Here is a 25,035-nt window from a genome sequence, read left to right on the forward strand (position 1 = left end):
GATTCCTCCTTATTTTGCGGTTCCCGTATATGCGACGGGAAGAACGTAAGCGAGCAAAGTAGCGGTTGCCGTTGCTGAATTGCTGGAAAAAATCAGTTTAAGGTGCGTGAACTTTTTTGCCTTCAGCCGAATGCGGCTCACCTGCGGCCTCCGGTTTGTTCCAAAACTCCAGTGCGCAAAATCCGCGTTTAAAAATGTCGAGATTCCTCCACCGGAAGATACCAGCTTTTCATCAAAATCTGATTTGTTGTCCGTAGAAATAGAAAGGTACATTCTGCAAGCGGATTCCGGTTTCATGGTTACATAATGAAGATTTATAAACTTGCGCATGTGTTCGTCGCTAAAATACATTGACCCGGATTCCCATAAGCAATCTATCGGTTGTCCGTTGTCTCCGTGGTACGTTCTGGAAAAGTGGATAATCAAACCATCGCTTGTCCCCATGTATACTTCTCCGTCTATGTTCTCAAAACAGGTAGCCGGTATGGATTCATACTTGTACCATAGGTTGTTTTTGTAGCTTCCCCCCGCGTCCGTTTCGTTGGCGTAGGAATAAATAAGAGCCGTCTGCGTAGAAGTGTCTATAATCCAATATTCCCGGTTATAGTTGTCGTCCCATGTGATTACAGATGCTAGGTCGAAGTCTTTCAGCGACTCGGCAACCCGTCTTGATACCAGCTTTGCGGCACGTTCATCCTGTGTAGCCGAACTGTACAGAAGTCCCCAGCGGTACACAGCTTTTCCCTGAACCGTGAACGGGTAGTTGTTTACGAGGCGTACTTGCCCCGCGGGTTCATTCCCTATGTGCTTGTCGATCGCCGCGCAGTAAAATCCCGCCGTAGTGGTTCCGCCTTCCAAAGTCAGATAGTCGTAGTCGATCATCCATGCGGAACCGCCGGACTTAAACGCCATCAATTTGCTGAACAGCCGGATCATGGATGTGATCGGAGTGTTGGCGTCTCCAACGTCCTGTATGTTCAGATCGGGGAAATACTCCGCAGAAGGAAGTCCGGTTTCGTATTCGATCCCGCTGTAATACGCCAGATTGGTTCCGTCGCCGTACAGAAATATCCGCGTGTCGGTAGAACCGTTGTACATTTCAGCAAACCGCTGCGCTAAAATTGTGCTTCTGTCTCCGGTTCCTTTGGTGTATTTGATCTTCACATCATTTGCGCCGGTTCCGGGTGCTGTGGAAAACGTGACGGTGCCGTCAGTCAGATTCACCGTAAAACCGGTTGTTACCTCCACATCGTCAACCAAAACGGTATCCACGCTGTCGATGTCAGTTTCGACCAGCTGATATACCGTGGAATCGGCTGTGGAAGAAAACCATTGCCATTTGCTCCCCGTGAGCTTGTTTACTCCCTGGATTTCCGTTCCTCCGCCGGAAGGATTACACAAAGCGTAGGTAACGGGCACATACCCCGATACGTCTCCGGATGTGGTGCCGTCCCAATATTTGTATTCGTGTCCGTTTTGCATGTACAGTTTTTCGGAAAACGGAAAGAAAAAAGTCTCGGCGTCCGTCATGGTGCAGATCAGCGTTTTTGCAAATGTGGAAAAATCGATGGAATAGATGTTTCCGTTACAAGCAATTACCCATCGCTTTACTCCAGCTACATATCCCGTCCATGAGCCGCGAATGGGATGCCCAGCATCTACCGTACATACGGTTTTGTATCCGGGACGCTTTTGCAAATTCCATTCGGGAGTGATTTTCCAGTTTCGGCTTGCGTCAGCTTCCCCGTCTTTAAGTCCGGTGTCTCCGTCCGCTGCTTCGTTTAAACCGAAAAATTTATCAATCTTGCACAGGTATTCTTTATTGTCCGCCTGTATTGTAGCCATACAATCACCCCCAAGAAACTCCGTCTCCAGTGGAAATGCTGCCGTATAAATTCTCTATATCCTGAGACACGGAAGGTACGGTTGCTTTCATTCTGGCAAGTGCTTCTTCGTATCTCTGCTGGAAAAAGGACGCCTGAACGGTATTTTCAGACAATGCAAAATGCGCCGCCAGTCCGTAGGGAAGTACAGACCTGCATACTCCGTCGTCCAGCGGAATCGATTGAGTCAATGACGTAACTTCCGCAGGAATAGGACGTGGGTAAACGTCTTCTTCCGTTTCGGATTCAGTTACGGCAAAAACGTCGGAAGCCAGATAGCATTCCTGAAGCAATATGTTTAAAACAGGAATAACCTTGTTTTTATATTCAGCGTTTTCTGATGTATCTGCTTCGCCCGTGGAAGGGTCCAGGTTGTCCATGAGCGCCATTGTTTTTTCAAATACCCACTGTGCCGTAGTGGACATACTGCATACCTCCCGTTAAATAAAGGGGGGAGGGGCGGCGGTTAGCCGCCCCTCTGATATTAGCCGACGGTGATTGCGGTGGAGGTTACGGTAGACGGAAGCAGATAGCTTGCTTCCAGGTAAGCGTAAGCCTTTACGGTAGCGGAAGCGGCAAGGGTGAAAGTGCCGCCGGAAGCAATGAGGGTGCGGGTGCTGGAATAGCGGGGGTCGGTTCCGTCCGTGGTGTAGTAGATGGTAGCGCCGGAAGAAGTGACGGAAACAACGCCGTCTGTTCCGGTTTCTGCGATCACGGGCGCGTCATGCACATTGGCGGTAGCCGCGGCTACATACAGCGCGTCGCACTTGGAACCGAGTACAAAAGCGTCGTGATAAAGCATGCCTTCAATCCGAACACCGCAGAGGCCCGGAGGGTTCTTGTGGGTGAAGAACTCAGAGAGCTTCATCGCTCCAAGAGCCGCCTGCTTATGACCGATAATGAAGTACACGCCGGTGGGGAAGTAACTGGTGGGGACCTTGATTACCATCATGTTGTCCACTTCACCGACATGCCCCTTGGCAAGCGCCTTTGTTCCAAGGTCCTGGAGATTGAGAAAATCGTCGCTGCGCTTGAGCGCCTTGTACATGTCGCTGCGGATCAGCAAAAAGCGATTTTCTTCAGGAACCAGCTTATTATCAAGCCACTCGGTGCCGTCGGTAATCTTGTCCACAATGGTGTCCGCTGTGGGAACAGATGCCAGCCCAAGGACTTTGCCAGCTCCGTAGCACAGACGTTTAATACGGTACTTGTCTACCGCAGGATAGAGTACTTCATCCAGCTCTCGCTGAAGAGCAGTACCCGCTGCCTTGCTTCCCATCTGATCGGCGTCGTTGGTCTTGTCGATGGTGAGGGAGAAGGACGGCTTCTGAGTAAGAGTCAGCTCCTGGAGAGTGTTGCCGACTTCAGTGGGGGAACCGAAACGGTCAGATCCGGTTGCGGCGTATGTTCCGAGAGGTACGGTGTCGATAGAGAATACATTGATGGTCTGGACGCCCACAAAGTTATAGTCCTTGTTGAAAAGATTGTCGGTGAAAGATTTCTTGGAAAATCGTTCTGCGACCTTGCTTTCATATTTGCTTGCCATATTCTGAGCCATGCTTGTTTACCTCCTGTCAGTCCGCAGACAGCGCCTCCATAAACGGGTCGTATTTTTCCTTCTTGGACCCGGAAGAATCTGCGCTTCCCGTAGACCGTTCTTTATTTTCTTTGTTCTGCTTAAGCGCCTTGTTTTCGGCGGTCAGCAGATCGTTCAGGTGCTTTTCGTATGCTGTGGCAATAGGAACTCCGGCATTTACCTTGTCCCATACGGATTTAGGTATATCCTTGCTTTTGACTTCGGGATGCAGGGCAAACAGCGCAGCAAGATCTTCTCCGCGCTTTTTTGCGGCTGCGGCAGTTTCCTCCTCCGCTTTTGCCTTTTCCGCTTTGATCTTATCGGCTTCGGCTTTCTCCGCGGCAAAAGCCTCCCGTTCTGCGATCAGCGCGGCCTTTTCCTTTGCGGATTCAGGACTCATGCCTTTCGCCACAAGAAGTTCTATTCTTGTTTCCATGATTACATCGTCAATTGATTTTCCGGCGTCCTTCGCAAGACTCTCCACGAAGTTTCTGCACTTGTCGGTAGTGGAAACTTCGCCCTTTTCCAGAGATTCCAGCTTGGACTTGACGTGGTCGTAGTCCATGCCTTTTTGGGCAAGAGCGATCACTTCATCTTTTCCAACCTGCTTGACTTCTCCAAGATGTTTCAGTTCAAATGTCTCCGGCTTCACTTCTGCGGAGTCGGGCTTCTTAGCTTCTGCATCCGGTTTCTGTTCGTCTTCGGAATCTGGATCGGGCTGCTTTTCCTCCGCCGTCTTGTCCTCGGGCTTGTCCCCGCCGGGCTTCGGTTCTTCTTCAGACTCGGAATCATCTTCGATGTCTATTTCCAGATCACCTATATCGTCGTCCGCTGGTGTCGCGTCGGCGTCGGTTCCCGGATCGGCTGCTTCGTTGAAAAGGTCTTCCATTTGTTTTCTCCTTTCGGGTTGGTGTCCCCGTCTAGAATTTATATCTGAAGGCTGGTGTCGCCTGTCAGCTTACTTTAGCGCCGCTCAACACGGCTCTTTGCAGTTCGGAGTTGCCGCGGATGGACGGAATTGGAATGTTATTTCCACCGCCGGATGGAAGCATTTTGGTATTGCCTCCAGCGACTCCGTTTAGCATTGCGTCCTGCTTTGCCTTAACCGCCTCGTTGATCTTGTCTATCAGCTCCTGCTTCTGCGGGATAATGCCTTCCGGCAAACGATCCAGGTAATCCACAAGCTCGATCTTTCCATTTGTCAGAAGGTCGCCCAATGTCTGTACGGTGGTGATTTCGCTCCAATAGGACGACGCGCCGACATCCAGTTTGATGGAAAGCGGAAGCCTGTTCAGAACGGAGAAATCGAACATTGCAGGCGCGGAAACTCCCGTGCTTTCATTGCGCATCATGGTGTAGCGTTCGCCGTAATTGACCCGCATCAGGTCCATGTAAATGCGTCCAAGGTCTTCAATAGACTGATAGAGCGCGGTTCTGGTCACATCGTGCGGAATTGCGGAAGCCCTTTGGTTTGCCACAAGAGCAGACGTGTTGTAAGCCTTTGCCTCTCCGAGCGCCGCGCTGGTAGCACCCAGCATTTCCTTTACCTTGTCGATAAAGAAATTGATAAACTGGTATATCTGAGAGTCGATAGTAGCCGGATTGATGATAGCCGCCGCATTCCTTACGTCTCCGCCGCCGATTACCTTGATTGCGCCGCCAACACGGTTGTCCCACTTCGCGATTCGCGTTCCGTCATAAATCACTTTGGGAAAAGCGGTGGTTGTCAGCGACAATTCCACCATGGCAAGCATTTTGTTAATGGCAATCTGATCGTCGATCAGCCCGGTAATAACAGCCTGTCCGTGATAACTGTTCGGAATGTTGTCGATGGAAAACCATGTGATCGGGTACAGTTTCAGTCCCGTGTCATATGCTTTGCGGATTATCGTACCAGCGGTAAATTCCTCCGCCATAATGCGGGATTTCCGCACGGACTGTGTATTCCCTATCTTGTCCTGCACTTTTTCCGTGTAATATTCCCGCCAGAATTTCATAACCACCGTGCATTTTCCGCTTGCAAGATTCTGGTGGTAATTATTCGTTTCGTCCGTATCTTCCACAATGGATTCTTCGTCGCCGTCGTACTGCTTTGCTTCCCGCTTTGCGTCCTCCAGCACCATGCGCCGAGCGATCATGATCCAGGGCTGCTTCTGTACCCGTCTGTCGTTCGGGTTTCCAAACACAACCCTGGAATTTTCCACGATTTCGGTTACAATGTCGCCCCTCGCCCACTGTCCGGTTTCAATATCCGGGTCAAACCATGAATACAGGCATGCGTCCCCGTCAACCTCCGCGTTCGTGACGTATTCCCGCAGCAGCGTGGAAAGAAAGTTGAACTCAAACAGCTGTTCAAATTTGCTGGAAATCACGTTCGTTACATACTTCAGATAGGACTGATCCATAAAAACAGTGCCGGAAAACGGGCTTGCGATCATCTTGATGTTGTCGGAAAGAATCGCGGCTATCTGATGCCGAACGATCAGTTTTAAAACTGGAATGCTTGGGGTGGGAAGTCCGTTCGCTTCCACGCCTTCCCACTGTCTGCCTATGTAGAAATTCCGGTTGATGGCTACAGTGTCGTACAAACCGATCTGCTGCTTATACGACATCCCGGATTTATATTCGGCCCACAGCTTTGCGGGATCATTCCTCGTTTCCGGCATCGCTTTCACCCTTCCTTAAAACCGAAGGTTTGTAATTCATGATGGCGGTAAGACCGTCGAAAAATGCCTTTTTCATTTGATCTTCTTTTTGCTGTTCGGCTTTTGTTTTTTCATCCGGTTCGGCAATCGGTTCCGTATTGCTAGACATATTTTCAAATATCTCCCGGATTTGCGCGTCGTTCTTGCGCACCAGATCGGTGAGTTTCGCGCAGCAGTCAGCCGTTTTCTTTTCCGTCTCGTTCATATCAAGCATGAATTCCGATATGTTCTCAATTTTGTGTTCGCAGTCATGCTTGGTAACAAACGAAATGAGACACGCCATTAAACCAACAAACGCCGCAAGCATTCCAAGAATAATCGCAATTACCGAAAGTGCGTAAAGTATCATATTTCCTCCTAGTACGATAGATAGCTGTCGTCCGGTTCTCCGCCCACAAGGTAATCCTCATAAGTGCTTACTGCGTGTCCTGCGCGTTCAATCGAAGGTTCCGGCATTGACTGCGCCTCTTCCGGTTTCATAGTTCTGGACTGGACGTAATACCGAAGCGCGTCGCAGATGTGGGTGATGTTGTGCGGCTCCGTGTCGCAGTCGTTCGGATTCTTTTCCGAGGTTTGCAGCATGGGAAGATTTTCAATCAGCTGCGGACAGTTTGACATAATCTGGAGCATCGGGATTCCGTCTACAGAAGATGGAGACAATGCCTCTTTCAGCATCATCCAGCCCTGTACACGGCTGTTGTTCGCCCGGACAAGCGGAACGCCGTTTTCAAAGAACACGTCCGCCATGATCTTTCCGGTGTCCTTTTGGGTGCTCCACACATCCGGCGGTGCTATCGTGTACGGAATGTTTTCGCTTTGCAGCGTGTGTTCCTTGATTGCGTCGGCGGCTTCACTTACCGTAAGTCCTCTGCCGCCTTCAAGGTCCTTGCCCATCTGGTACTCTCGGTACACATAGGACCGCCCCTTGTAGTCCACAGCCACCCACAATACCGCCAGCATGTCCAAACCGTAGTCGATAACCCGGTAACGTCCCCACCCTGCCGGTATCGGGAACGAGTCCACAACATGTACCTTGGGATCAAATTCCTCAAAAAACTGACCGCCGAGAGCGTTCCAGTCTCCGTCACGGTGCGCCTTGCGTATCTTTTCAGGAAGAAGATTCAGCTGTTTTACATAGTCCGGCGAATGCTCCAGCATGACCTTGTTGTCATATACCGTCGCCGGAATAAACAGGTAATCGTCCGGGTTTTCGTCGTTCTCCGGGTGTTCTTTGTCGCGTCGGAAGTTTCTGTCTATGAATAGCCGCTTTACCCATTGATGCCCGATTCCTCCGGGGTTACAGGTAAGGTAAAACCGCTTGGGATAATCATTGACGGCACGGAGGCAAGCGCCTAATGTTCTGAATTCATCCTCTGCAAACTGCGTTGCTTCGTCGATGAAAACAATGTCATACTCCTTGCCTTGGTAATCGTCCAGCGCCCTCTTATCGTTCAGGTGTCCGAACTTGATCGTGGAACCATTGTAGAAAAAGAAGGTGTAAACAGAGGATGTGTATTCTCCAACTACATCAGGAATCATTCGGCACATCGGCTGTATCAGCATTTCATATAGCTGTGTATACTTCCGGCGCATAATGAGAATCTTGATTCCAGGGTAATTCAAGGCAAGCAATGTACTTTTTGCGATTACGGACCAGGTTTTACCGCCGCCTCTGGCCCCTCCGTAACAGACATATTTGTTTGTCGCTGTTAGAAACCGTTCCTGCTTTGGATTCGGGCCTGTGGATGTAAAAGCAATCTCAACATCCTGTGATCCTCTGCGTGGCATATTCTGAAATTTCTTAGCCGGATTCGGCATAGCCCCTCCACTTTGACGTTGACTAACTTTGACCTTTGTAATCAAAAGAAATGCGGTTTCCTTTATCCCCGCAAGGTATTCGGTTTAAGCGTTCACTACCGACAAGCTAATGGAAGAGAAGGTGGGATTTGAACCCACGGTGCTTTCGCACAACGGTTTTCGGGACCGCCATCATAAACCGGACTCGACCACTTCTCCGCATAAATGGAGGAAGATGCAGGATTCGAACCTGCGGTACTTTCGTACTCCAATTTAGCAAACTGGTGCAATAAGCCTCTCTGCCAATCTTCCATAATAATAAGTAATTGGGGCAATGGACTTCCACCATTGCATGACCGGCATCCCTACAAACGCCCTCCGGTTTTATGAGCCACTTCGGCACCCCGGCAATTATCCGGTCTTATGATATAAGCGTCTTTGAGGTTATCCGATTTCAACGACATTCTTTCAGCCGTATAAGCACCAACGTAAACGCTGGTAAACCCCTTGCTAATTAATTCCGCCACCCAATTACTTTTGTTTTAATACCAGTTAATGGAACCTTTTTTGTTTTTTCTGAAAAATTTTTGGAATCGGGAAATTTCTGAGCGGATGTGAGTCATGCCTCCTACGTCACTCCTGAGCGAAGGCCCCCACTTTTTTCCCTAGGGGGTATGGGGTGGGGTTGCCGGTTTGCCGCCTTGCTATCAGCTATCCCACCGGCAAGCACCTGTCATTATTGATATGCAGTGCTTAAAACATCATTTTGCCAATTGACTTGTGGTATCGCAACTGTGCAGTTATGATACCGGATCAACAGTCAAGTGATTGCAATGCTTTGATCGGTGTCACAACATAGGATTGCAATCATCTGCCGAAATCTTGTGCTTTATCGGGTGGAACACCGAAGTTAAGGTTGACAGTGACACCAGATCCACCCTTACCGGCAGCAACAGCCGCTTTGTCAACCAGGACTGCATAAGAGGTTATGGCCTGTAACCCCGTCATGGATTCTATGACTTTTGGGTCTTCTGCCCTGGCAAGAAGTCTGTCAATCAGCTTCTGTTGTCTCGGTGCTTCCCTATTGATGTAATCCAGGACTGTTTCGGCCTGTTCCTGTTTTGCAGCATCGAGCCTTGCCATTTTGTCCGGATTCTTCTTCTTCATTGACTTGATAATGTTGTAAACAGTTCTGGTTGGTATGTCATATTTTTTGGCAACCATTACGCCATTTCCCGTGATTGCATAATCGGCAACAACAGCATCGCGCATTGCTTCGCTGTATTTGCTACCAGATGCCATGCTGTTGCCTCCTCTGTTATTAATGGTTGTGTTGTCTTGTTGAGCTGCGCCGTAGGGTCACGGCGCTTTCCGTTCACTCGCCAACGACTTGCTTTGCATTGTGTTTTTCGCAAATAAAAAAGCACTGCATGTGTGATGCAATGCTGGTCGGTGTTGTCGTTGTCTCGTTCGCTGCGTTTCCTTTCTTACTTACAATAATTGTGCAAAAAATCGATTTTGTCAACAGGTTAGTTGCAACTATTTAGTACAAGTGTTCTATTTTCTCCGTATTGCACAAATTACTCCCTTATTTTCTGTGCATTTTATGTATTGCATTTGTATATCGTTGTGATATATTTTAAGCATTAAGCACGAAAGGAGGTAGTAAGGGCGTGAGCGGTAAAAAACGAAAAGGCGGCAACAAGACGCAGCCGGACAGCTACATAAATCTCGTTACCGCGCTTATCAATCTAGTTTTAGCCGTCATCCTCTTGTACGAGAAGCTGAAAAGCTAGATGCCGGGGAGGGTGCTTCCTCCCCTGTATATAGAATATCAGGAGGTCACGCCAATGTCAACTATGGATAAAGTATTCTATGTTCTCGTCGTTGTCAGTATCACGCTTTCTGTTGTGAGCATCATAATGCAGATCGCAAGAAGGCCCAGGTGATGTTATGAAAAAAGATACTACTATTCTCGTCCGCACCACAGAGGAAATAAAGAGCATTCTCTTGAAACAAGCGGAAGATAACCGGCGCAGTATGGCGGCACAAATTGAGTGGCTGATATTGCAAGAGGAAAAGCGTATCAAAGAAGGTGATAACAAATGATTTACGGTTATGCTCGCGTCAGCACAACAGGCCAATCTCGCGACGGTAACAGCCTGGAATCCCAAACCGCACAATTAATTGCTTCCGGCTGCCCCGCTGAAAACATCGTATCTGAAGCATATACCGGTACTAAAATGCAGCGCAAACAATTCACAGCCTTGCTTGATCACCTGGAATCCGGTGATACCCTTAAAATCTGCAAGCTGGACCGATACGCGCGAACCACAATTGAGGGAGTACAGACAGCCCAGGAGCTTCTTGACCGCGGCATTAACCTCCACATCCTCAACATGGGATTAATCGACAACACGCCCACCGGCAAGCTGATATTGACCATTATGCTGGCATTCGCCCAGTATGAGCGTGACATGATTGTCGAGCGAACACAGGCCGGTAAAGATGTAGCCAGGAAGCGCAAGGGATACCGGGAGGGCAGACCGCAGACATACACAGAGGATCGCATCAAAACAGCCTTATCCATGCTTGACAACCACAGCTATTCCGAGGTAGAACGATTAACCGGCATATCAAAATCAACACTGATCCGCAGAAAACCGGCTTGAAATATAGCCGGTTTTTTATATTCAACTTTATATTCAAAGCTATTTTATATTCAATTTTATACTTATATTTTCGATATAATTTTAATTGATTCTGGCTATATCGTGCAAATAGAAGAAACCGCCGAAGCTTAGTGCTTCAGCGGTTTTTGCATCAACAATACTTTTTAGCCAGTGATTCCAGCCTTTCAATTTGTTTTTTTAGTTCTTCTAAAGCACTGTCGCCAATGAAATTAGTTTCTTAAATTCTATTCTTTCTTCATTGGTTCCAGCCGCTTCAAGAAATTTGTCAAGTTTATGTTTATATTGAGAACACTCCTTACAAATACCTTGACCCAATACATAATAAGTACCATCAAGATTGTACATAAATGGTATCTTCTTAAACAGTCTATTTTGAATATCCATCACTAAAACTCCTTGCATTAATTTCATAACAATAGCACAATTTTCTACATATTACCACGATCTGATGTTATTTTCAATAACAGGAAGATCAATCAAACCGTCTGTGATATAATTTTTTCATAACATTGAAAGAGGTCATAATATGAAATTATTTTCATGGGCTCGTAAAAAAAACGAAAAAGCGGCTGGGGTAATTTCAATATCACAGGTAGAATTGGAATCAGCTATCGTTTCGGCATATTCAAAGATCAAAAAGATGGAAGATGAAGAATCTAAACTCCGTGGAAAAACGGATATTATGACCGGATCCCTCCAAGTTTTGGTTGTTATATTTTGTATCGCCATTATAGCTTTTGCCTCTATCGTTGGATGGTACTCGGGAAATCTCTTCTACCAAAGCTTAGTTGCTCCCGTTCGTACTTTTCATTTGGTATATTTTCTTGTAGTCCTTGCCGCTATAGGTTATGTCATATATGCCGTAATACTTCTTCGAACTGCGCTAAAAGAGTATGACAGGTCATTTTTAGCAGCTTATCTCTCTTCACTTACATCAATTGCGGCACTGGCCGTTGCTTTTATAGCTTTACAGAACAGTCTTCATTAGACTAATTTACAATAGAATCCCCGGTGGAAATTCACCGGGGATTCTATTGTTTTAATCACTTATTGTACTGGTTTGTTTAGAGCGGAAACAACATCCGTAACTGAACATCCGGAAGCCCGGAAGAGCAATACAATTTCCAATTCTGCCTCTGAAATCTCGGCCATTTTGGGTTTATCAGTTGCAATCGCTGCCATATTTTTCACCTTTCCCTTACCGGCACAAGTTTTGACTGTGCGCCATTTACGTTAATTCTTCAAACTTCTGCTGTTCGACAAATTCCCATCCGTATTTTTTATCCGGGTTTCCGGTAAACGCCTTGAAAAACCTTCTGCTTTTCGGTTCAAAACACAGTCCAACGCTTGCCCTGTCACCGTATGCGCGGTTTTTCATCACGCTCAGTACTGAATCACACCCCTGCTTGGTTGCCTGATCTTCCGAAAGCCTTTCCAGCTTAAACACATTTGCAGCCCGGTTCGTAATGTCAGATATTCCACTTACATCATCGCCGTCCCGTATTTCTCCCTTTCTAGGATGGGCCACGATATGAACATGGCTGTTGAAGCGATTTGCAAACTCAACCAACCGCCCCACAAAGTTTGATTGTTCCCTGTAAAAACTACTGTCTGAAGAAGAGGCGAACCGGGCGGTCATGATATTGTCAACTAGGAAAACAGAACACCCATACCGCTTGTTTGCATACTCGAAGATTCTCAAAATGCTGTCGGCGTCATGTGCCGAATTGATAGACAGGTCATACAGAAACAGCCTTTTATCAAACCATTCGTCCAGTTGATGCCGAGTATGCGCGTCGATAAAATATAGCTCTCTGTCGCTTTCCGCATCGCGCTTGGAAGTAATATGATTGGGTCCAGCAGCCTGAAGATAGAGCCAATCCTTGAACCTTTCGGCTTTCAACTCGCCGGAATAAGCGCACGCCCGTTTACCTTGGTCTACCGCCTCAATGATAATCTGCGACACCAACGTGCTTTTTCCATCACCGCGCTTCCCGGTCCAGATCGACACATCACCCATCAGTGATCCGCCAGTAACCTTGTCAAGTTCTCGGATACCGGTCAGCACACGCGGCATCCTTGTTACATCAATCGGCGTCACTTCCGAAATGTTCAGCAGCCCATAAGCAGGAAGCTCTTTGGAGTGGTAAATGAGGCTTTCAATGGCGTGCATTCCGTGTTTATCATACAAATCGCGCACCGTCTTACAGCCCTTGTAGTCGCCTCCTGCCACGAACAGCGGCAGGTATGTAATCTGTCCCCTGACACCCCCAACGAACTGCTTGCGGCTTTCCTCGTCGTTGGGAACGAGCATTACGAATTGAAACTGCCGAATAAAATCTTCGCACTTGGATAGCGCCGAAAAACCGCATTGATCTTCCTGTAAGCTAACGCAATTCAGTATACAAGACGCGGTACCAACCATTGCGGAATCCGGGTCCTCAAAGAAATAAAGGCATCCGTTCTTGGTGGTTATAAATCTTTCTTCAAAAAACAGATATTCGCTGTATTCCTCGTACATTTATTTACCGCCTTGTATTTTGAGGTTCCTCACGATTACAGCCAAAACATCATGAGCGCACTTATAGGGAGAAAAGAAAATTTCTTCCTCAGTGAACCGTATTACTTCATATCCGTATTTCTGAAGTTGTCTTGTCTTCAGATAGTTTTCATGCACATTCTCCCGCTTGCAATCTGATTGATCACATTCAATAACGTAATTTACCTCTCGATAATCCGGTTGCTTGTAAGCAACCTCAATTAGAAATGCGACATTATATTTTTGGCCGCATACAAGTATTTCGGCTTGTCGCGTAAATCCCAAAACCTCTATTAGCGGATTGAATTTATCTATTGATTCAATACCGAGTCTGTCAATTTCCATCGAAAGCAGCTGTTCGCCTTCACCTTTGCATTTAATAAGCGCTTCATACTGTCCGACTTTAAAATCTGCGGTATTCCCATTAAGAGAAAAGTTAACGCGCTCTGTTAAATGTTCATGGATATTAAAATCTTCAGTACAATATTGCTCGTCCGTAATTGCATAAAAATTTTCCATAGTTCCGTCCCTTCTAAATTTAAATAATATTTTGAAATTTCGCACAAGTATTATCCTTGTAGTCATAGTTCCCATCTAGAATTTTTGCCATATTCCGGTCTGAAATCATCCAGTCAAAATTTGCACTCCATGATTTTGCATTGTTGCCCTTGAGAAAGCTGCTCTTCTCTGCTTTGGTAAACAGGTCATTAAAAACATCAAGGTTTTTACCGTAGTGCCTCCAGCGTGCAGCGATTGTCTTTTTTCGAGCATCCGACAGGGATCGCACCTTCGGATACGATGTACAGATTTTGTTATACAACTTCGTGATTTCTCCGTAAGGGCAAGAAATCTGTTCAACCGCGGGCGTCGGAACCGAAGTTTCCGACAAAGAAGATACGTTAGTATCTTCTAATAACGGTGACGGTGACGGTGACGGTGACGGTGACGGTGACGGTGACGGTGACGGTGAACGGTCCACATGGATGTCATCTTGGACGTCGTTGCGGACATCCATGTGGACGCTCTTTTGGACGTTTCTTTTCTTTCTTTCCCACTCTGTTTTTCGGATACGATCCTGACGTCCACTGTAAAATTGTTTCTGCCAGACGTCCCAGTCATGGAAAAAAAGCGTTCCATCCTTTTCGTTAATCCACCCGATTTCCGTAAGCAGGTCTATGGCCCGATCCGGTTTGATCTTCCGAGAGATCGCGCCGGTGAGGACCGACGCCAGGTCTCCCCTATCTACCGAAATGATCTCCCCGTCCGCAGAGGCGTTGTCCAACCCCCAAAGCCACAAAATGGTGAGTATTCCTATTGCTTCCGCCTCAGAGCAGCCAAGTGCTTTATACAGCCGCCGTAGCTTTGCGCCGCGAATTTGCTGGTGTACCGAAACCCACGCCATATGTACCTCCTTATTCTACCCATATCTCATTCTGTGATTCTACGGATACTTCCGGATGGAGGTATTGGAACTTTAGGCCGCGGATTATCAAAGTACTCTTCAAGTAAGTCCATGTTTATGAGCAATTTTCGCCCAGCCCAAATGCTTGGTATTTCTCCCGTTATAACTTTTTGTCTAATAGAATACATTGTTAAGGCGCTATCCGGGTCCTTAGCTTTAATTTCATGGTACGCACTTTTAATATTGCGCATCCGCATTATTAAAGATTTCCCTCCAATACAATTTTTTTCTCATTAGCAATAGACATAAGAAGGTCATAAACCGGTTGGCGATCCTTTAGTTGCAACAGCATTTGCACAAACCTCGTTGTTTCTTCATCTTCCGTATTATCTGCCGGCGTATTATTTCTCGTACAATTTTCAGCGGGTTCGTGATTCAATCTATTATTAAGCGTATTTGTAAACATATTTGACATCCTTCCACTTTCGCACTATAATAGAGTTGTTGTTTTGATTAGCCATCGGCTGATCGTGCCGTCATCGAGTTGCAGCTCGTTGGCGGCTTTTCTTTTATACGGCTTTTCCATTAACGGTAGCTTCCTTTTTTTCAGTAGAGATTAATATTGCAGAGCGTCACACAGTGCATTAATGGCAATACGATATGCCTGGGATGATTGCAAATTCTCATTTCGGCCATGCCATCCCACAAGTTTCTGAAGGCGGTGTTTGTAGATTACGTAAAGCTTGTCCCTGTTTTTTCTGGTATCATGCCTCGCTGTTTCGAGTAAGCTTTCAAATTCTGGCTCAATCTTAAGAATGTCTGTCAGCGAAGCATTCTTCAAAATGGATTTATTTCTGCTGATATTGGTCTCAGATCTGGTGCGGCTTCTCTTCATTTGGCGCACAAATATATTAATCGCTTCGGCGCTGGTAATCAGTGTATTCGTACTTGTTTTCATATTCATCCTCCTTAATTGTACCGTAAGGCTTCATTTCTTCGCCTTATGGTTACATGCCAAATACATATTGGATCATTGATATTGTGTCTTTCACATGGTTTGAGTACGTTTTTTTAATCCATTCAGCTCCTTCATCTCTCCCTAACGCTTCGAGGTCGGTAAGAGCCTTCAGGGACCCTTTGCCGTATCCGTGCATGGCAATATACTCACAATATTTTTTTATGGCTTCTCTCGCTTTCTGCTTTTTATAGTCCATCCACGCAAAGTAAGTAAACAGAATAACTCCCCGTCCTGTAAGTGCTGATTCCTCCTTTCCATTAGCTGTAATGATCTGGTGGTCTTTCTCTTCGAACTTCCCGTATTGGGCGGATCTTAGGACTTGAAGATTTTCCATATATGTGCCCCCTTCATTTTACTTTTAACTCTGTGCGGTTTCATATTATGGCGGCTGAATATCCTCTGAAACTGTTTTTATTACTTAGTCGAATAATAAATTTATCCCTGTCTTAACAATTTCACAGCATTTTCAATCCTTTTACGCGCATTTTGTGTGTTTCTGTGTCTGTTCAAGATTAAACTTATGTATTGCTCTGTATATCCAGTCATTTTTGCGAGATCTCTTTGTCTTATTCCATTGAGGTGCAATGCAGAAACAATATTAGCTGACCAAATGTCATGCATATCATTTCCCTCCTTTTTTGCAATATTGTTGACTATCTTAAACAAATATGTTTTAATGTTGTAGAAAACTATAAAATGATTATCAACATGCACATAATTCCACAATTCATGGCATATTTGCACAAATTTGTTTAAGAACATCAACTATGTGAGTATAATAATATAGATGTTCATAAACAAAGTCAAGGCATTCATTGACGAAAATTTTGCTTTTTCATATTTTCGTCAACATAAATAAAACCGGGGGAGTAAGCTTGTATGTTTTATGACATCTATAAATCTCTATGTGAAAAAAAAGGAATATCTCCAAGCCGAGCAGCGGAAGAAATGAGCTTCAATAGATCAAGTGTATCCAATTGGAAGAAAAACGGATATACACCAAGGCGTGAAATACTGGTAAAAATCGCGGATTATTTTGATACAACTGTTGATTCCTTGCTCGGAGAAAATGACTCTTCGATACATGAGCATTTTTTTGAATTATTAAAAGATGAAAAATTCCGGGAGCTAGCTGAACTGTTCAGCCAGCTTTCGCCCGAGTCGGCCCGTGAAACAATAAACTATGTACGGTACCGTCGTGCTCAAGAGAAAGGCGGTAAAGGATAAATTCTTTTACGGGTGTTAAATCTCTCAACGCAGAGGCCTCGACAAGAAAATCTTTGAGAACTTCGCTGTTGCTTTTCGACATTCGCCTACCTCCGTATTTTTTGTATTATAAATTGTATGAGATAATTTCAGCCATTTCAAGTACCAGAATAGCAGAAAATATTTGTAAAAGTTTGTTATTTGTGTCATGTTGACAACCCCTAATATGACGACTATGTTTCATCTATGAACGAAACACCGCCTTTTACAAGGCGGATTTCATATATCCATTATACCAGCGAAATCCGCTCAAAGCAAATATTTTTGCCCCTTTTCAATGGGAATATGCCAGAATTAAGGGGCTAAATCTGCTAAAGGATTCGGAAGGAGTGAATCAGTCCAGAAGAAGCCCGGTTTTTCTCCGCCCTATATAAAGTGACAAATCTGAAAATCATCGACCGGCGCACAGTATTGGACAAGCCTTTCACCATCTACGGAGATTTTGATAACCCGCTGTTTCTGGCAAAGGATGTTGCCGAGCTCATAAAACATAGCAACTCCCGCATGATGCTCCAGGGCGTTGACGATGATGAAAAGGTATGCGTAAACAATCCTTACGCATCATCCGGCCAGCAGGAACAGTGGTTCCTCACCGAGAACGGCCTTTACGAAGTCCTGATGCAGTCGAGGAAACCGATTGCCAAACAGTTCAAACGCGAGGTCAAGGCAATTCTCCGTGAAATCCGCAAAACCGGCAAATTCGCAGTAAAACCCCTGTCACAGTTGGAGATTCTTCAGCAGTCCATTGACATCCTCGCCCAGCAGGACGCCAGAATCGCAGAGTTGGAAAACAAAGTCGAAACCGCGCTTGCGGAAAGCGAAGAAAAGCAGTGGTTTTCCAGAATCAGCGGAATGATAAATGTATCCACACGGTTCAGGGAAATCGGAGGTCCCGTAAAAATTGGTCAGATGTACCGGGAGCTTGAAAAATCCGAAAACGTCCGACTTGCATCCCGGCAGAACAGAATCAAAAAGTGGATGCACAACGGCGGCGCAACCGCAAGGGAAATCTCCGCGTTATCGAATCCGAGCCGCGGTGCGCTTCACATTTGAAAACATCGTAAAAATAGCAATCGCGCAGAGCATTTAAGGGGTGAATAATATGCCAAGGCTGCGCAAAACTGCTGAAGAAATTGCTAACTTGAATTTTGCCGGAGAGATTGATAAGCGGAAAAGAATGGAAGAATTGAAAGATAAACATATTGCAGAAGCTGTTGGAGTAAGTCGGCAAACAATCCTCAAGTGGAAACAGAATCCAGAAATCATCCCCGCTGGTAAACTTCGGAGTTTGATCAGATTTCTTAAAATACCACCCGAAGAGATATTGGCATTTTTAAAGTGACTTCGATACACAGGACATGAGGCTTGTGCCTCCACAAAACACAAGGGATAAGCCCTACATACAAAATAGTAACTCGGATTTATATTATTGAGGGTGGAATCCATTATGGCTACAGCGAGACAAAGGGGTAAGGGGTATGAAATCCGCGTTTTCTTAGGTTACGATGTTGACGGGAAAAAGATTTCCCGCTCCATCATGTGGATACCGGAACCTGGCATGACGCCTCACCAAATAGTAAAAGAGCTTGAACGACAAAAAATATTGCTTGATGAAAAAGTGAAGCACGGAAAGGTTTTGGGAGGGAATATTCGATTCGCTGAATTTGCCGAACGCTGGTTTGAAGATTACGCAGAAAAGCACTGTAAAAAGAAAACGGTATCCATGTATCGTGAATTGATGAAACGGATTACACCGGCAATCGGCCATATTAAGCTTGAGAAACTTCAACCTCAGCACCTGTTATCCTTTTATTCTAATCTTGAAGAAACCGGCATACGTAGTGATGTTAAGTATAAATCCATTGATGGATTTGGTGGTATTTTAACGGAAAAAGGTATAAGCAAAACCATACTTGCTCAAAAAGCTGAAGTATCAATTGCAGTGCTTGATTCTTGTACTACCGGAAAAAATGTTTCTGAAAAGAGCGCAAAAAAAATTGCCATAGCGCTCAACAGGGAAATTAATCAGCTCTTCGTCCCGGTTAATAAGGATAAAGCACTTTCATCTAAAACAATTCTCCATTATCATCGCTTAATATCCTCCATATTATCTACCGCCGTAAAATGGCAGGTGATTTACTCAAACCCGTGCAGCCGTGTTGATCCACCAAAACTGGAACGCAAAGAGGCGAAATATCTTGATGAAGTAGAAACAAGACATCTGCTGGAATTGTTGGAATGCGAACCGGTTCAATTTAAAACAATAATCAAACTGCTGATTTATACGGGAATGCGGCGAGGCGAGTTGTGCGGTCTGGAATGGGACGATGTTAAATTTGATAGCCACACCATACATATTGGGCGATCTTCTCTTTATCTTCCCGGATCTGGAATTTATGAAGACACGCCTAAAAATGAAAGTTCGAACCGTGTAATAAAAATTTCATCGGACGCGATTGCGATGCTACGCGAATATGAAAAATGGCAAATAGAACAACGTACTAAACTCGGCGATCAATGGGTGGAGACAAGACGGCTGTTTACGGCATGGAATGGTAAACCGATTCATCCAGACACTGTATCGGGATATTTTAAAAAGTTCATTAAAAAGAATAACTTGCCCGATATATCAGTTCATAGCTTGCGCCATACAAACGCCACTCTATTAATTGCATCCGGGATACCTTTGTCCAATGTCAAGAGTCGGTTGGGACATGCACAGGAAACAACAACGCGCAATATTTACAATCACGCTATTAAATCAATGGACGCAGCCGCGGCTGAAGTTCTTGAGGATATATTATCTCCATCGCGTACACATGAGAAGGAATAAAATAATAGTAGAGTAAAGGGCTGCAGGTGTATTTTCCTGCAGCCTTTTTTTACGTGACAGTGGGAATTTAGTGGGATGCAATTATGACCGTGTCCATATTTAAGCCAATAAAGTTACAAAAAACCACCAAATTCTTTCGAATTCAGTGGTTTTTTGGTACGGCTGAAGGGATTCGAACCCCCGACCTTTTGGTTCGTAGCCAAACACTCTATCCAACTGAGCTACAGCCGCGCATCGGCGGGTACAAGGCCCGCTTCCGACAGCTTTGTTATTTTAGCACAACGAAATATAAATTGCAAGTATGAATCCGCCCCTCCCGGGGATTTATTTGCCCTCCCGGGTGCAGATCCGACCCGCCCGGACCCGGCGCGACCGAAAACCCCGCCGTTTGCTCTACCAAATTGCGTCGATATCCACAGCCGCCTTCGCCCCGCTGCGGATATCCCCAATGATGCTGCCGATGATGTCCACCCGTTTAAAGGGCGTAATGAGATAATACCCGTCCACATGGCTTCGGATTTTCTCCGCGATGGCGGTGGAAAGCGCCACTGCCAGCTGAGATCCCCGCTCACGGTCCGCGTCCTCGTAGAGGCGGATGATGCCGTCGCTCACCACGATGCCGGAAATCTCGCTGTTCATGAACAGGGCGTTCCGGTGGCTCACGATGGGGATGATCCCGCCCAGGATTTTGGCCCCGGGCAGCGCCTCCCGGGCCTGCTGAAGATTCTCCAGCGCCTGCTTTGTGAGTACCGGCTGGGTGAGGAACATGGCGATTCCGCTGTCCATCTTCCGCTTCGCCCGGTCCAGCTGCGAGTCGAAATGGACGGCGTTGACGTTCAGCGCCCCGCTGATGTGGAAGGGAGCCGCAAAGGTTCCCTCCTTCCCCAGGGTGGTGATGTACCCCGCCAGCAAAACGGAGTTGAAGTTATACACGCTCTTGATCTCGTCCCGGCTCGCCGTGGGAATCGGGTCGCCGGTCACCACCAGCACGTTCCGGATCCCCTCGATGCTCAGGCCCAGCAGCAGCGCCTTGGTGGCGTTGATGTTCCGGTCCCGGCAGGTCATGTGGGGCAGCGGCTCGATCCCCAGCTCCCGCTTGAGCTTGCAGGCCAGCATGCTGCTGTCCACCCGCGCCCGGGCGATGGGGCAGTCCGCGATGGTGATGGCGTCCGCCCCCGCGTCCTTCAGCTGCCGGGCTCCCTCCATAAACGGACCGATGTTCGCGTCCATGGGCGGGTCCAGCTCCACGGCGATGACAGTCTGCCCCTTCCGGAGCTTTTCCAGCAGCCGGTTGGGCGGCAGAATCTTTTCCTCGACCTTGATCTCTGCCGGTTCGGCTGTAACCGTCTCCCTGTCCGGGCGGATGCCGTTTTGCAGACGCTTGGCGGTTTTCGCGATATACTCCGGCGTGGTTCCGCAGCACCCGCCGATGATCTCCGCTCCCTGGCGGACGATCTCCGCCATCTGGGTGGAAAAATAGGAGGCGTTGTTGCCGTAAAAAGTGCGGTTGTTCAGGACGGTGGGGTAGCTGGCGTTGGGCATCACAGACAGGGGCTTGTCCCCCCGTTTCAGCTTTCGGATAAACTGCAGCAGATGATACGGCCCCGACATGCAGTTGAAGCCCACGGCGTCGATATTGGGGTCGGCGGTAAAATTGGAGTACAGCTGCTCCCCCGAGATGCCCTGCCGGGTATACCCTTCCGGCGACACGGCAAAGCTCGCCAGGATAAAGGCGTCCGGAGCCTTCCCCTTGATATGCTCCGCCGTCTCCCGGATAAAATCCCCGCTGCTGAAGGTCTCGAAAAGAAACTGCCGGGCTCCCAGGGAAAGAAACAGATCGGCGATGCGGAGGTATTCCGCTCCGGTCTCCTCTTCCATGCCCGACACGGGCCCGATGTCCGCGAAGACGAAGACCCCGCGCTCTTCCGACGCCCGGCAGGCAAGCTCATATCCCCTGCGGATAACCTTCTCGGCGGTCTCCCAGTCTCCCAGGGCGGCCTGGTTCGCCTGAAAGGTGTTGGTCTTGACGGCCCGGCTCCCCGCGTCGATGTACTCCCGGTGGATGGAGAGGATGGTCTCCGGATCCTGGAGGTTCGCCAGCTCGCAGTATTCCGGCGGGTCTTCCTTCCCCTCGGCGTAATAGGTGCCCATGGCGCCGTCAAACAGCAGCGTCCCCTGCCGGATGGCATCCCGAATATCCAACACTCCCGCCTCCTATCCCAGCACTTCCTTAGCGATGTCCGCGGCCTGCTTGGCGTCCTTCGCGTAGTAATCCGCCCCGATCCGCGCGGCGTATTCCGGGGTCAGCACGGCTCCCCCCACCATGATTTTACACCCATGCCCGCTCTTGCGCAGGATCGTGATGGTCTCCTCCATGCTCTTGAGCGTGGTAGTCATCAGGGCGCTGAGACCTACCAGCCCTGCTCCCTCTTTGATCGCCGTCTTGGCCACCAGGTTCGGCTCCACGTCCCGTCCCAGATCGATGATCTTATACCCGTAGTTTTCCAGGATGATCTTCACAATGTTCTTTCCGATGTCGTGAATGTCCCCCCGCACCGTGGCAAGAACGATCTTGCCCTTGGACATGGGCGCTCCGCCCGCCTTCGAGAGGACGGTCTTGATCTCCTCGAAAGCCTGCTGCGCCGCCGCGGCGGAGTGGATGAGCTGGGGAAGAAAGATTTCTCCCCGCTCGAACCGGTCCCCCACCCGGTCCAGTGCCGGGATCAGGTGCTCGTTTACGATGGTAAGGCCGTCCGTCGAAGAAAGAAGGCTTTTCACCGCCTGCCGGGTCTCGTCCTTCAGCCCCCGGGAAATGGCATACTCCAGGCTCTCCCCGGGCGCCAGAGCTTCCTCCGGCGCGGCCTGGACCGTCTCGCTCCCTGAAAACCGGGCGATGTATTCCTTGCTGTCTTTGTCCTCTCCGGATAGAAGCCGGAAGGCGGCCACGGTGTCCATCATCTCGCGGCTGTTGGGATTGAGAATGGGAAGAGTAAGCCCCCGCCCCATAGCCAGGGTCAGAAAGCTCCGGTTGATGAGCTCCCGCCGGGGCAGTCCGAATGAAATGTTGGATACCCCCAGCACGGTGTGAAGTCCCAGCTTCTCCCGCACCATGGAGACCGCCCGGAGGGTCTCGGCTGCATCCGCCTGCCGGGCGGAAACCGTCATGGTCAGGCAGTCGATGTAGACGTCTTCCTTCCTGATCCCGTGGCGCAGCGCCTCCGCCAGAATCCGCTCGGCGATGGCGAAGCGCTCCTCCGCCGTGGCGGGGATGCCTTTCTCGTCCAGAGTCAGGCCCACCACCGCGGCTCCGTACTTTTTAACGATGGGCAGAACTTTGCCCAGTACCTTTCGATCTCCGTTCACGGAGTTGACGGCGGCCTTCCCGTTGCAGGCTCTTAGTCCTGCCTCGATGGCCAGGGGATCGGAGGAATCGATCTGCAGCGGAAGATCCAGAACGCTCTGGAGACTCTTCACCACCGTCTCCATCACCTTCGGCTCGTCGATGTCGGGAAGCCCCACGTTCACGTCCAGAATGTCCGCTCCGGCTTCCGCCTGGCTTACTCCCTGGGAAACGATGTAATTCAGGTCCCCTTCCCGCAGCGCCTGCTGGAACCGGGGCTTCCCCGTGGGGTTGATTCTCTCGCCGATCACCCTCACCCCGTCGATGGAAACCGTCCGGGTGGGCGTACACAGAATGCTTCCGGAAACCGGCTGCCGGGCCGCCGGCGCGGCGCCGGCAAAAGCCTCCTTCAGCTTCCGGATGTATTCCGGCGTGGTCCCGCAGCAGCCGCCCACAATAGTGACGCCCAGCTCCGCGTACCGCCGCATCTCCCTGGCAAACTCCTCCGGCAATATGGCGTACTCCCCCGTCACGGGGTCCGGAAGTCCCGCGTTGGCCTTGACAATGAGAGGAAGCGACGTATACCCCGAAAGCTCCCGGGCGATGGGATAAATTTCATGGGGGCCCAGCGAGCAGTTGATGCCCATGGCGTCCACGCCCAGCCCCTCCAGGACGGCCGCCATGGCCGAAACCGAGCAGCCGGAAAAGGTCCGCCGGTTTTCCTCGAAGGTCATGGTGGCGAAAACCGGGAGCCGGGTGCTTTCCTTTGCCGCCAGCACCGCGGCTTTCATCTCGTAGAGGTCCGCCATCGTCTCGATAACGATCAGGTTTGCCCCCGCGGCCGCTCCCGCGGCCATCTGGCGGCGGAACATCTGATAGGCGTCCTGAAAATTCAGGGTTCCCGCCGGCTCCAGGAGGGCTCCGATGGGCCCGATGTCCAGGGCGACCAGGGCCTTCGTCCCCCGGCAGGCCCGCCGGGCCAGCTCCACCGCCTTGGATATCACTTCCTCAGAAGCGGCTCCCGTTCCCTCCAGCTTATAGGGACTGGCTCCGAAGGTATTGGTATATAGGATATCGCTTCCGGCCTCCAGGTACAGCCTGTGGATCTCGGTGATCTTCGCTTCCTGGGTCAGGCAGAGAAGCTCCGGACGCTCCCCCAGCTCCATGCCCAGCTTCTGGAGCATGGTGCCCATGGCGCCGTCCAGAAAAATAAAATCCTTATTCAGGTGCCAGGTTCCCACAGGTTTTTCCCTCCTTTCGGAATGAGCAGCTGTCGAACAGGGCGCACGTTTGGCATCCCCGGGTCTGCCTTTTCTGTACGGCTGTGCCCACCCCCAAAACGGCGGTCACCGATTTCTGGGGAAGCAGCATGCCGGAAGGCCCCGCTGAAAGGCCGATTTTACGCTCCGTGTCCAACGCCCTGCACAGCTCCTGCTGCCACAGCACGGGCAAATCCCCGTACCCGGGGCTGAACCGCCCCGTCAGATGCTTTTCCTTTTCGGACCATTCGGCCCGGAACCGGGTCTCAAGATTGTCGCATACCGTTTCGATGGCCGCGCTGGCGCATCCGTCCAGAAGTACCGCCTTCCGCATGTCCGTGGCCTGTGCCCTCCGCAGGAGAGTGTCCACGGCGCCCCCCAGCGTTGCCGCCATAAGGATGCACGCATCGCACCCCTCCAGCAGCTTCCGGATGGATTCTCCCGGAAGAAGAAGCCGCGTACCACGAAGGCTGAGGTTACTCCCGCGTTCCAGTTCAAAAAGAGCGTACCGGTACCGGGGTTCCGCCGCCTCCAGCACTTCCCTTTCCGACTCGGAGAGCGCGGTCTGGAGCTCCTCCGGAAGGTCACCGCCCCGGTATCCCATGTACCGCAGCGCTTCCTCCCGGTTGATGCCGGGCAAAAGCTCGCCCATTCCCTTCCCCTCCCCGCGCTGGCTTTTTTGAAGCACGGCACTCGTCGTTTTCTCTGTTAAATACATTATAGT

The 25,035-nt window shown here is 49.0% G+C and carries 27 protein-coding genes and 3 tRNA genes; 8 read left to right on the forward strand and 22 right to left on the reverse strand.

Going from position 1 to position 25,035, the window contains the following annotated elements; all coding sequences use genetic code 11:
- Positions 1-9: 9 nt before the first annotated feature.
- The 10 genes from B9A13_RS02130 to B9A13_RS02175 all read right to left on the reverse strand — a co-directional run bounded on the left by B9A13_RS02130 (position 10) and on the right by B9A13_RS02175 (position 9,263).
- Complete coding sequence (locus B9A13_RS02130) at positions 10-1,845, reverse strand: hypothetical protein (protein WP_084233377.1); 1,836 nt, start codon at positions 1,843-1,845, stop codon at positions 10-12.
- Between the two features lie 4 nt (positions 1,846-1,849).
- Entirely contained in the window at positions 1,850-2,308 is a 459-nt protein-coding gene (locus B9A13_RS02135) for a hypothetical protein (protein ID WP_084233378.1), read from the reverse strand.
- 59 nt (positions 2,309-2,367) lie between these two features.
- A complete protein-coding gene (locus tag B9A13_RS02140) occupies positions 2,368-3,441 on the reverse strand; it encodes a chitobiase/beta-hexosaminidase C-terminal domain-containing protein (protein WP_084233379.1) in 1,074 nt (357 codons plus the stop codon).
- Positions 3,442-3,457: 16 nt separating this feature from the next.
- The gene (locus B9A13_RS02145; protein WP_084233380.1) at positions 3,458-4,348 is read right to left on the reverse strand and encodes a hypothetical protein; all 891 of its coding nucleotides are present in this window, start codon (positions 4,346-4,348) and stop codon (positions 3,458-3,460) included.
- A gap of 64 nt (positions 4,349-4,412) precedes the next feature.
- On the reverse strand, positions 4,413-6,125 hold the full coding sequence (locus B9A13_RS02150) for a portal protein (RefSeq protein ID WP_084233381.1): 1,713 nt from the start codon (positions 6,123-6,125) through the stop codon (positions 4,413-4,415).
- The gene (locus tag B9A13_RS02155) at positions 6,106-6,513 is read right to left on the reverse strand and encodes a hypothetical protein (protein WP_084233382.1); all 408 of its coding nucleotides are present in this window, start codon (positions 6,511-6,513) and stop codon (positions 6,106-6,108) included. Before B9A13_RS02155 ends, B9A13_RS02150 begins: the two co-directional genes overlap by 20 nt.
- Positions 6,514-6,521: 8 nt before the next feature.
- A complete protein-coding gene (locus B9A13_RS02160) occupies positions 6,522-7,982 on the reverse strand; it encodes a phage terminase large subunit (RefSeq protein WP_084233383.1) in 1,461 nt (486 codons plus the stop codon).
- Positions 7,983-8,092: 110 nt separating this feature from the next.
- Positions 8,093-8,180 (reverse strand) — tRNA-Ser (locus tag B9A13_RS02165).
- Positions 8,181-8,187: 7 nt separating this feature from the next.
- Positions 8,188-8,273: transfer RNA gene (locus tag B9A13_RS02170), tRNA-Ser, on the reverse strand.
- Positions 8,274-8,828: 555 nt separating this feature from the next.
- Positions 8,829-9,263, reverse strand: a complete 435-nt coding sequence (locus B9A13_RS02175; protein ID WP_084233384.1) for a hypothetical protein — start codon at positions 9,261-9,263, stop codon at positions 8,829-8,831.
- Positions 9,264-9,634: 371 nt separating this feature from the next.
- Here B9A13_RS02175 and B9A13_RS14530 point away from each other — a divergent pair, with 371 nt between their 5' ends.
- The 3 genes from B9A13_RS14530 to B9A13_RS02180 all read left to right on the forward strand — a co-directional run bounded on the left by B9A13_RS14530 (position 9,635) and on the right by B9A13_RS02180 (position 10,633).
- Positions 9,635-9,757 (forward strand): hypothetical protein, encoded by a 123-nt coding sequence (locus B9A13_RS14530; RefSeq protein WP_278308987.1) that lies wholly within the window; start codon positions 9,635-9,637, stop codon positions 9,755-9,757.
- Positions 9,758-9,914: 157 nt separating this feature from the next.
- Positions 9,915-10,070 carry a hypothetical protein gene (locus B9A13_RS14055; RefSeq protein ID WP_159447996.1) on the forward strand — a complete coding sequence of 52 codons (156 nt, stop codon included), beginning with the start codon at positions 9,915-9,917 and terminating at the stop codon, positions 10,068-10,070.
- The gene (locus B9A13_RS02180; protein WP_084233385.1) at positions 10,067-10,633 is read left to right on the forward strand and encodes a recombinase family protein; all 567 of its coding nucleotides are present in this window, start codon (positions 10,067-10,069) and stop codon (positions 10,631-10,633) included. Before B9A13_RS14055 ends, B9A13_RS02180 begins: the two co-directional genes overlap by 4 nt.
- Before the next feature lie 207 nt (positions 10,634-10,840).
- On the opposite strand, the gene B9A13_RS02185 is transcribed toward B9A13_RS02180, so the two are convergent.
- Positions 10,841-11,038, reverse strand: a complete 198-nt coding sequence (locus tag B9A13_RS02185) for a hypothetical protein (protein ID WP_084233386.1) — start codon at positions 11,036-11,038, stop codon at positions 10,841-10,843.
- A 142-nt stretch (positions 11,039-11,180) separates the two neighbouring features.
- Here B9A13_RS02185 and B9A13_RS02190 point away from each other — a divergent pair, with 142 nt between their 5' ends.
- On the forward strand, positions 11,181-11,642 hold the full coding sequence (locus B9A13_RS02190; RefSeq protein ID WP_084233387.1) for a hypothetical protein: 462 nt from the start codon (positions 11,181-11,183) through the stop codon (positions 11,640-11,642).
- A 59-nt stretch (positions 11,643-11,701) separates the two neighbouring features.
- Here the strand turns inward: B9A13_RS02190 and B9A13_RS14535 are convergent, their stop codons facing one another.
- The 7 genes from B9A13_RS14535 to B9A13_RS02225 form a co-directional block, all read right to left on the reverse strand.
- Complete coding sequence (locus tag B9A13_RS14535; protein WP_278308988.1) at positions 11,702-11,836, reverse strand: hypothetical protein; 135 nt, start codon at positions 11,834-11,836, stop codon at positions 11,702-11,704.
- A gap of 46 nt (positions 11,837-11,882) precedes the next feature.
- On the reverse strand, positions 11,883-13,175 hold the full coding sequence (locus B9A13_RS02195) for an AAA family ATPase (protein ID WP_084233388.1): 1,293 nt from the start codon (positions 13,173-13,175) through the stop codon (positions 11,883-11,885).
- Positions 13,176-13,712 (reverse strand): DUF559 domain-containing protein, encoded by a 537-nt coding sequence (locus B9A13_RS02200; RefSeq protein ID WP_084233389.1) that lies wholly within the window; start codon positions 13,710-13,712, stop codon positions 13,176-13,178.
- A 19-nt stretch (positions 13,713-13,731) separates the two neighbouring features.
- The gene (locus tag B9A13_RS02205) at positions 13,732-14,595 is read right to left on the reverse strand and encodes a hypothetical protein (protein ID WP_084233390.1); all 864 of its coding nucleotides are present in this window, start codon (positions 14,593-14,595) and stop codon (positions 13,732-13,734) included.
- 259 nt (positions 14,596-14,854) lie between these two features.
- Positions 14,855-15,061, reverse strand: a complete 207-nt coding sequence (locus B9A13_RS02215) for a hypothetical protein (RefSeq protein ID WP_084233392.1) — start codon at positions 15,059-15,061, stop codon at positions 14,855-14,857.
- 150 nt (positions 15,062-15,211) lie between these two features.
- The gene (locus B9A13_RS02220; RefSeq protein ID WP_084233393.1) at positions 15,212-15,553 is read right to left on the reverse strand and encodes a hypothetical protein; all 342 of its coding nucleotides are present in this window, start codon (positions 15,551-15,553) and stop codon (positions 15,212-15,214) included.
- A 49-nt stretch (positions 15,554-15,602) separates the two neighbouring features.
- Positions 15,603-15,947 carry a hypothetical protein gene (locus B9A13_RS02225; RefSeq protein ID WP_084233394.1) on the reverse strand — a complete coding sequence of 115 codons (345 nt, stop codon included), beginning with the start codon at positions 15,945-15,947 and terminating at the stop codon, positions 15,603-15,605.
- Between the two features lie 545 nt (positions 15,948-16,492).
- On the opposite strand from B9A13_RS02225, the gene B9A13_RS02230 reads away from it, so the two are divergent.
- The 4 genes from B9A13_RS02230 (at position 16,493) to B9A13_RS02245 (ending at position 19,712) form a co-directional block, all read left to right on the forward strand.
- On the forward strand, positions 16,493-16,840 hold the full coding sequence (locus tag B9A13_RS02230) for a helix-turn-helix transcriptional regulator (RefSeq protein ID WP_084233395.1): 348 nt from the start codon (positions 16,493-16,495) through the stop codon (positions 16,838-16,840).
- 450 nt (positions 16,841-17,290) lie between these two features.
- On the forward strand, positions 17,291-17,932 hold the full coding sequence (locus tag B9A13_RS02235; protein WP_242942750.1) for a BRO-N domain-containing protein: 642 nt from the start codon (positions 17,291-17,293) through the stop codon (positions 17,930-17,932).
- Positions 17,933-17,981: 49 nt separating this feature from the next.
- Positions 17,982-18,221: a helix-turn-helix domain-containing protein gene (locus B9A13_RS02240; RefSeq protein WP_084233397.1), complete on the forward strand. Its 240-nt coding sequence runs from the start codon at positions 17,982-17,984 to the stop codon at positions 18,219-18,221.
- 105 nt (positions 18,222-18,326) lie between these two features.
- Positions 18,327-19,712: a tyrosine-type recombinase/integrase gene (locus B9A13_RS02245; protein WP_084233398.1), complete on the forward strand. Its 1,386-nt coding sequence runs from the start codon at positions 18,327-18,329 to the stop codon at positions 19,710-19,712.
- 154 nt (positions 19,713-19,866) lie between these two features.
- Here B9A13_RS02245 and B9A13_RS02250 read toward each other — a convergent pair.
- The 4 genes from B9A13_RS02250 to B9A13_RS02265 all read right to left on the reverse strand — a co-directional run bounded on the left by B9A13_RS02250 (position 19,867) and on the right by B9A13_RS02265 (position 24,963).
- Positions 19,867-19,943 (reverse strand) — tRNA-Arg (locus tag B9A13_RS02250).
- A 162-nt stretch (positions 19,944-20,105) separates the two neighbouring features.
- Complete coding sequence (locus B9A13_RS02255; RefSeq protein WP_084233399.1) at positions 20,106-21,917, reverse strand: bifunctional homocysteine S-methyltransferase/methylenetetrahydrofolate reductase; 1,812 nt, start codon at positions 21,915-21,917, stop codon at positions 20,106-20,108.
- 9 nt (positions 21,918-21,926) lie between these two features.
- The gene (locus B9A13_RS02260; RefSeq protein ID WP_278308989.1) at positions 21,927-24,293 is read right to left on the reverse strand and encodes a homocysteine S-methyltransferase family protein; all 2,367 of its coding nucleotides are present in this window, start codon (positions 24,291-24,293) and stop codon (positions 21,927-21,929) included.
- Complete coding sequence (locus B9A13_RS02265) at positions 24,271-24,963, reverse strand: hypothetical protein (protein WP_084233400.1); 693 nt, start codon at positions 24,961-24,963, stop codon at positions 24,271-24,273. The genes B9A13_RS02260 and B9A13_RS02265 overlap by 23 nt, the downstream gene beginning before the upstream one ends.
- Positions 24,964-25,035: the final 72 nt, after the last annotated feature.

Origin of the sequence: Papillibacter cinnamivorans DSM 12816, from assembly GCF_900176335.1 — a bacterium.
Classification (GTDB): domain Bacteria; phylum Bacillota; class Clostridia; order Oscillospirales; family Oscillospiraceae; genus Papillibacter; species Papillibacter cinnamivorans.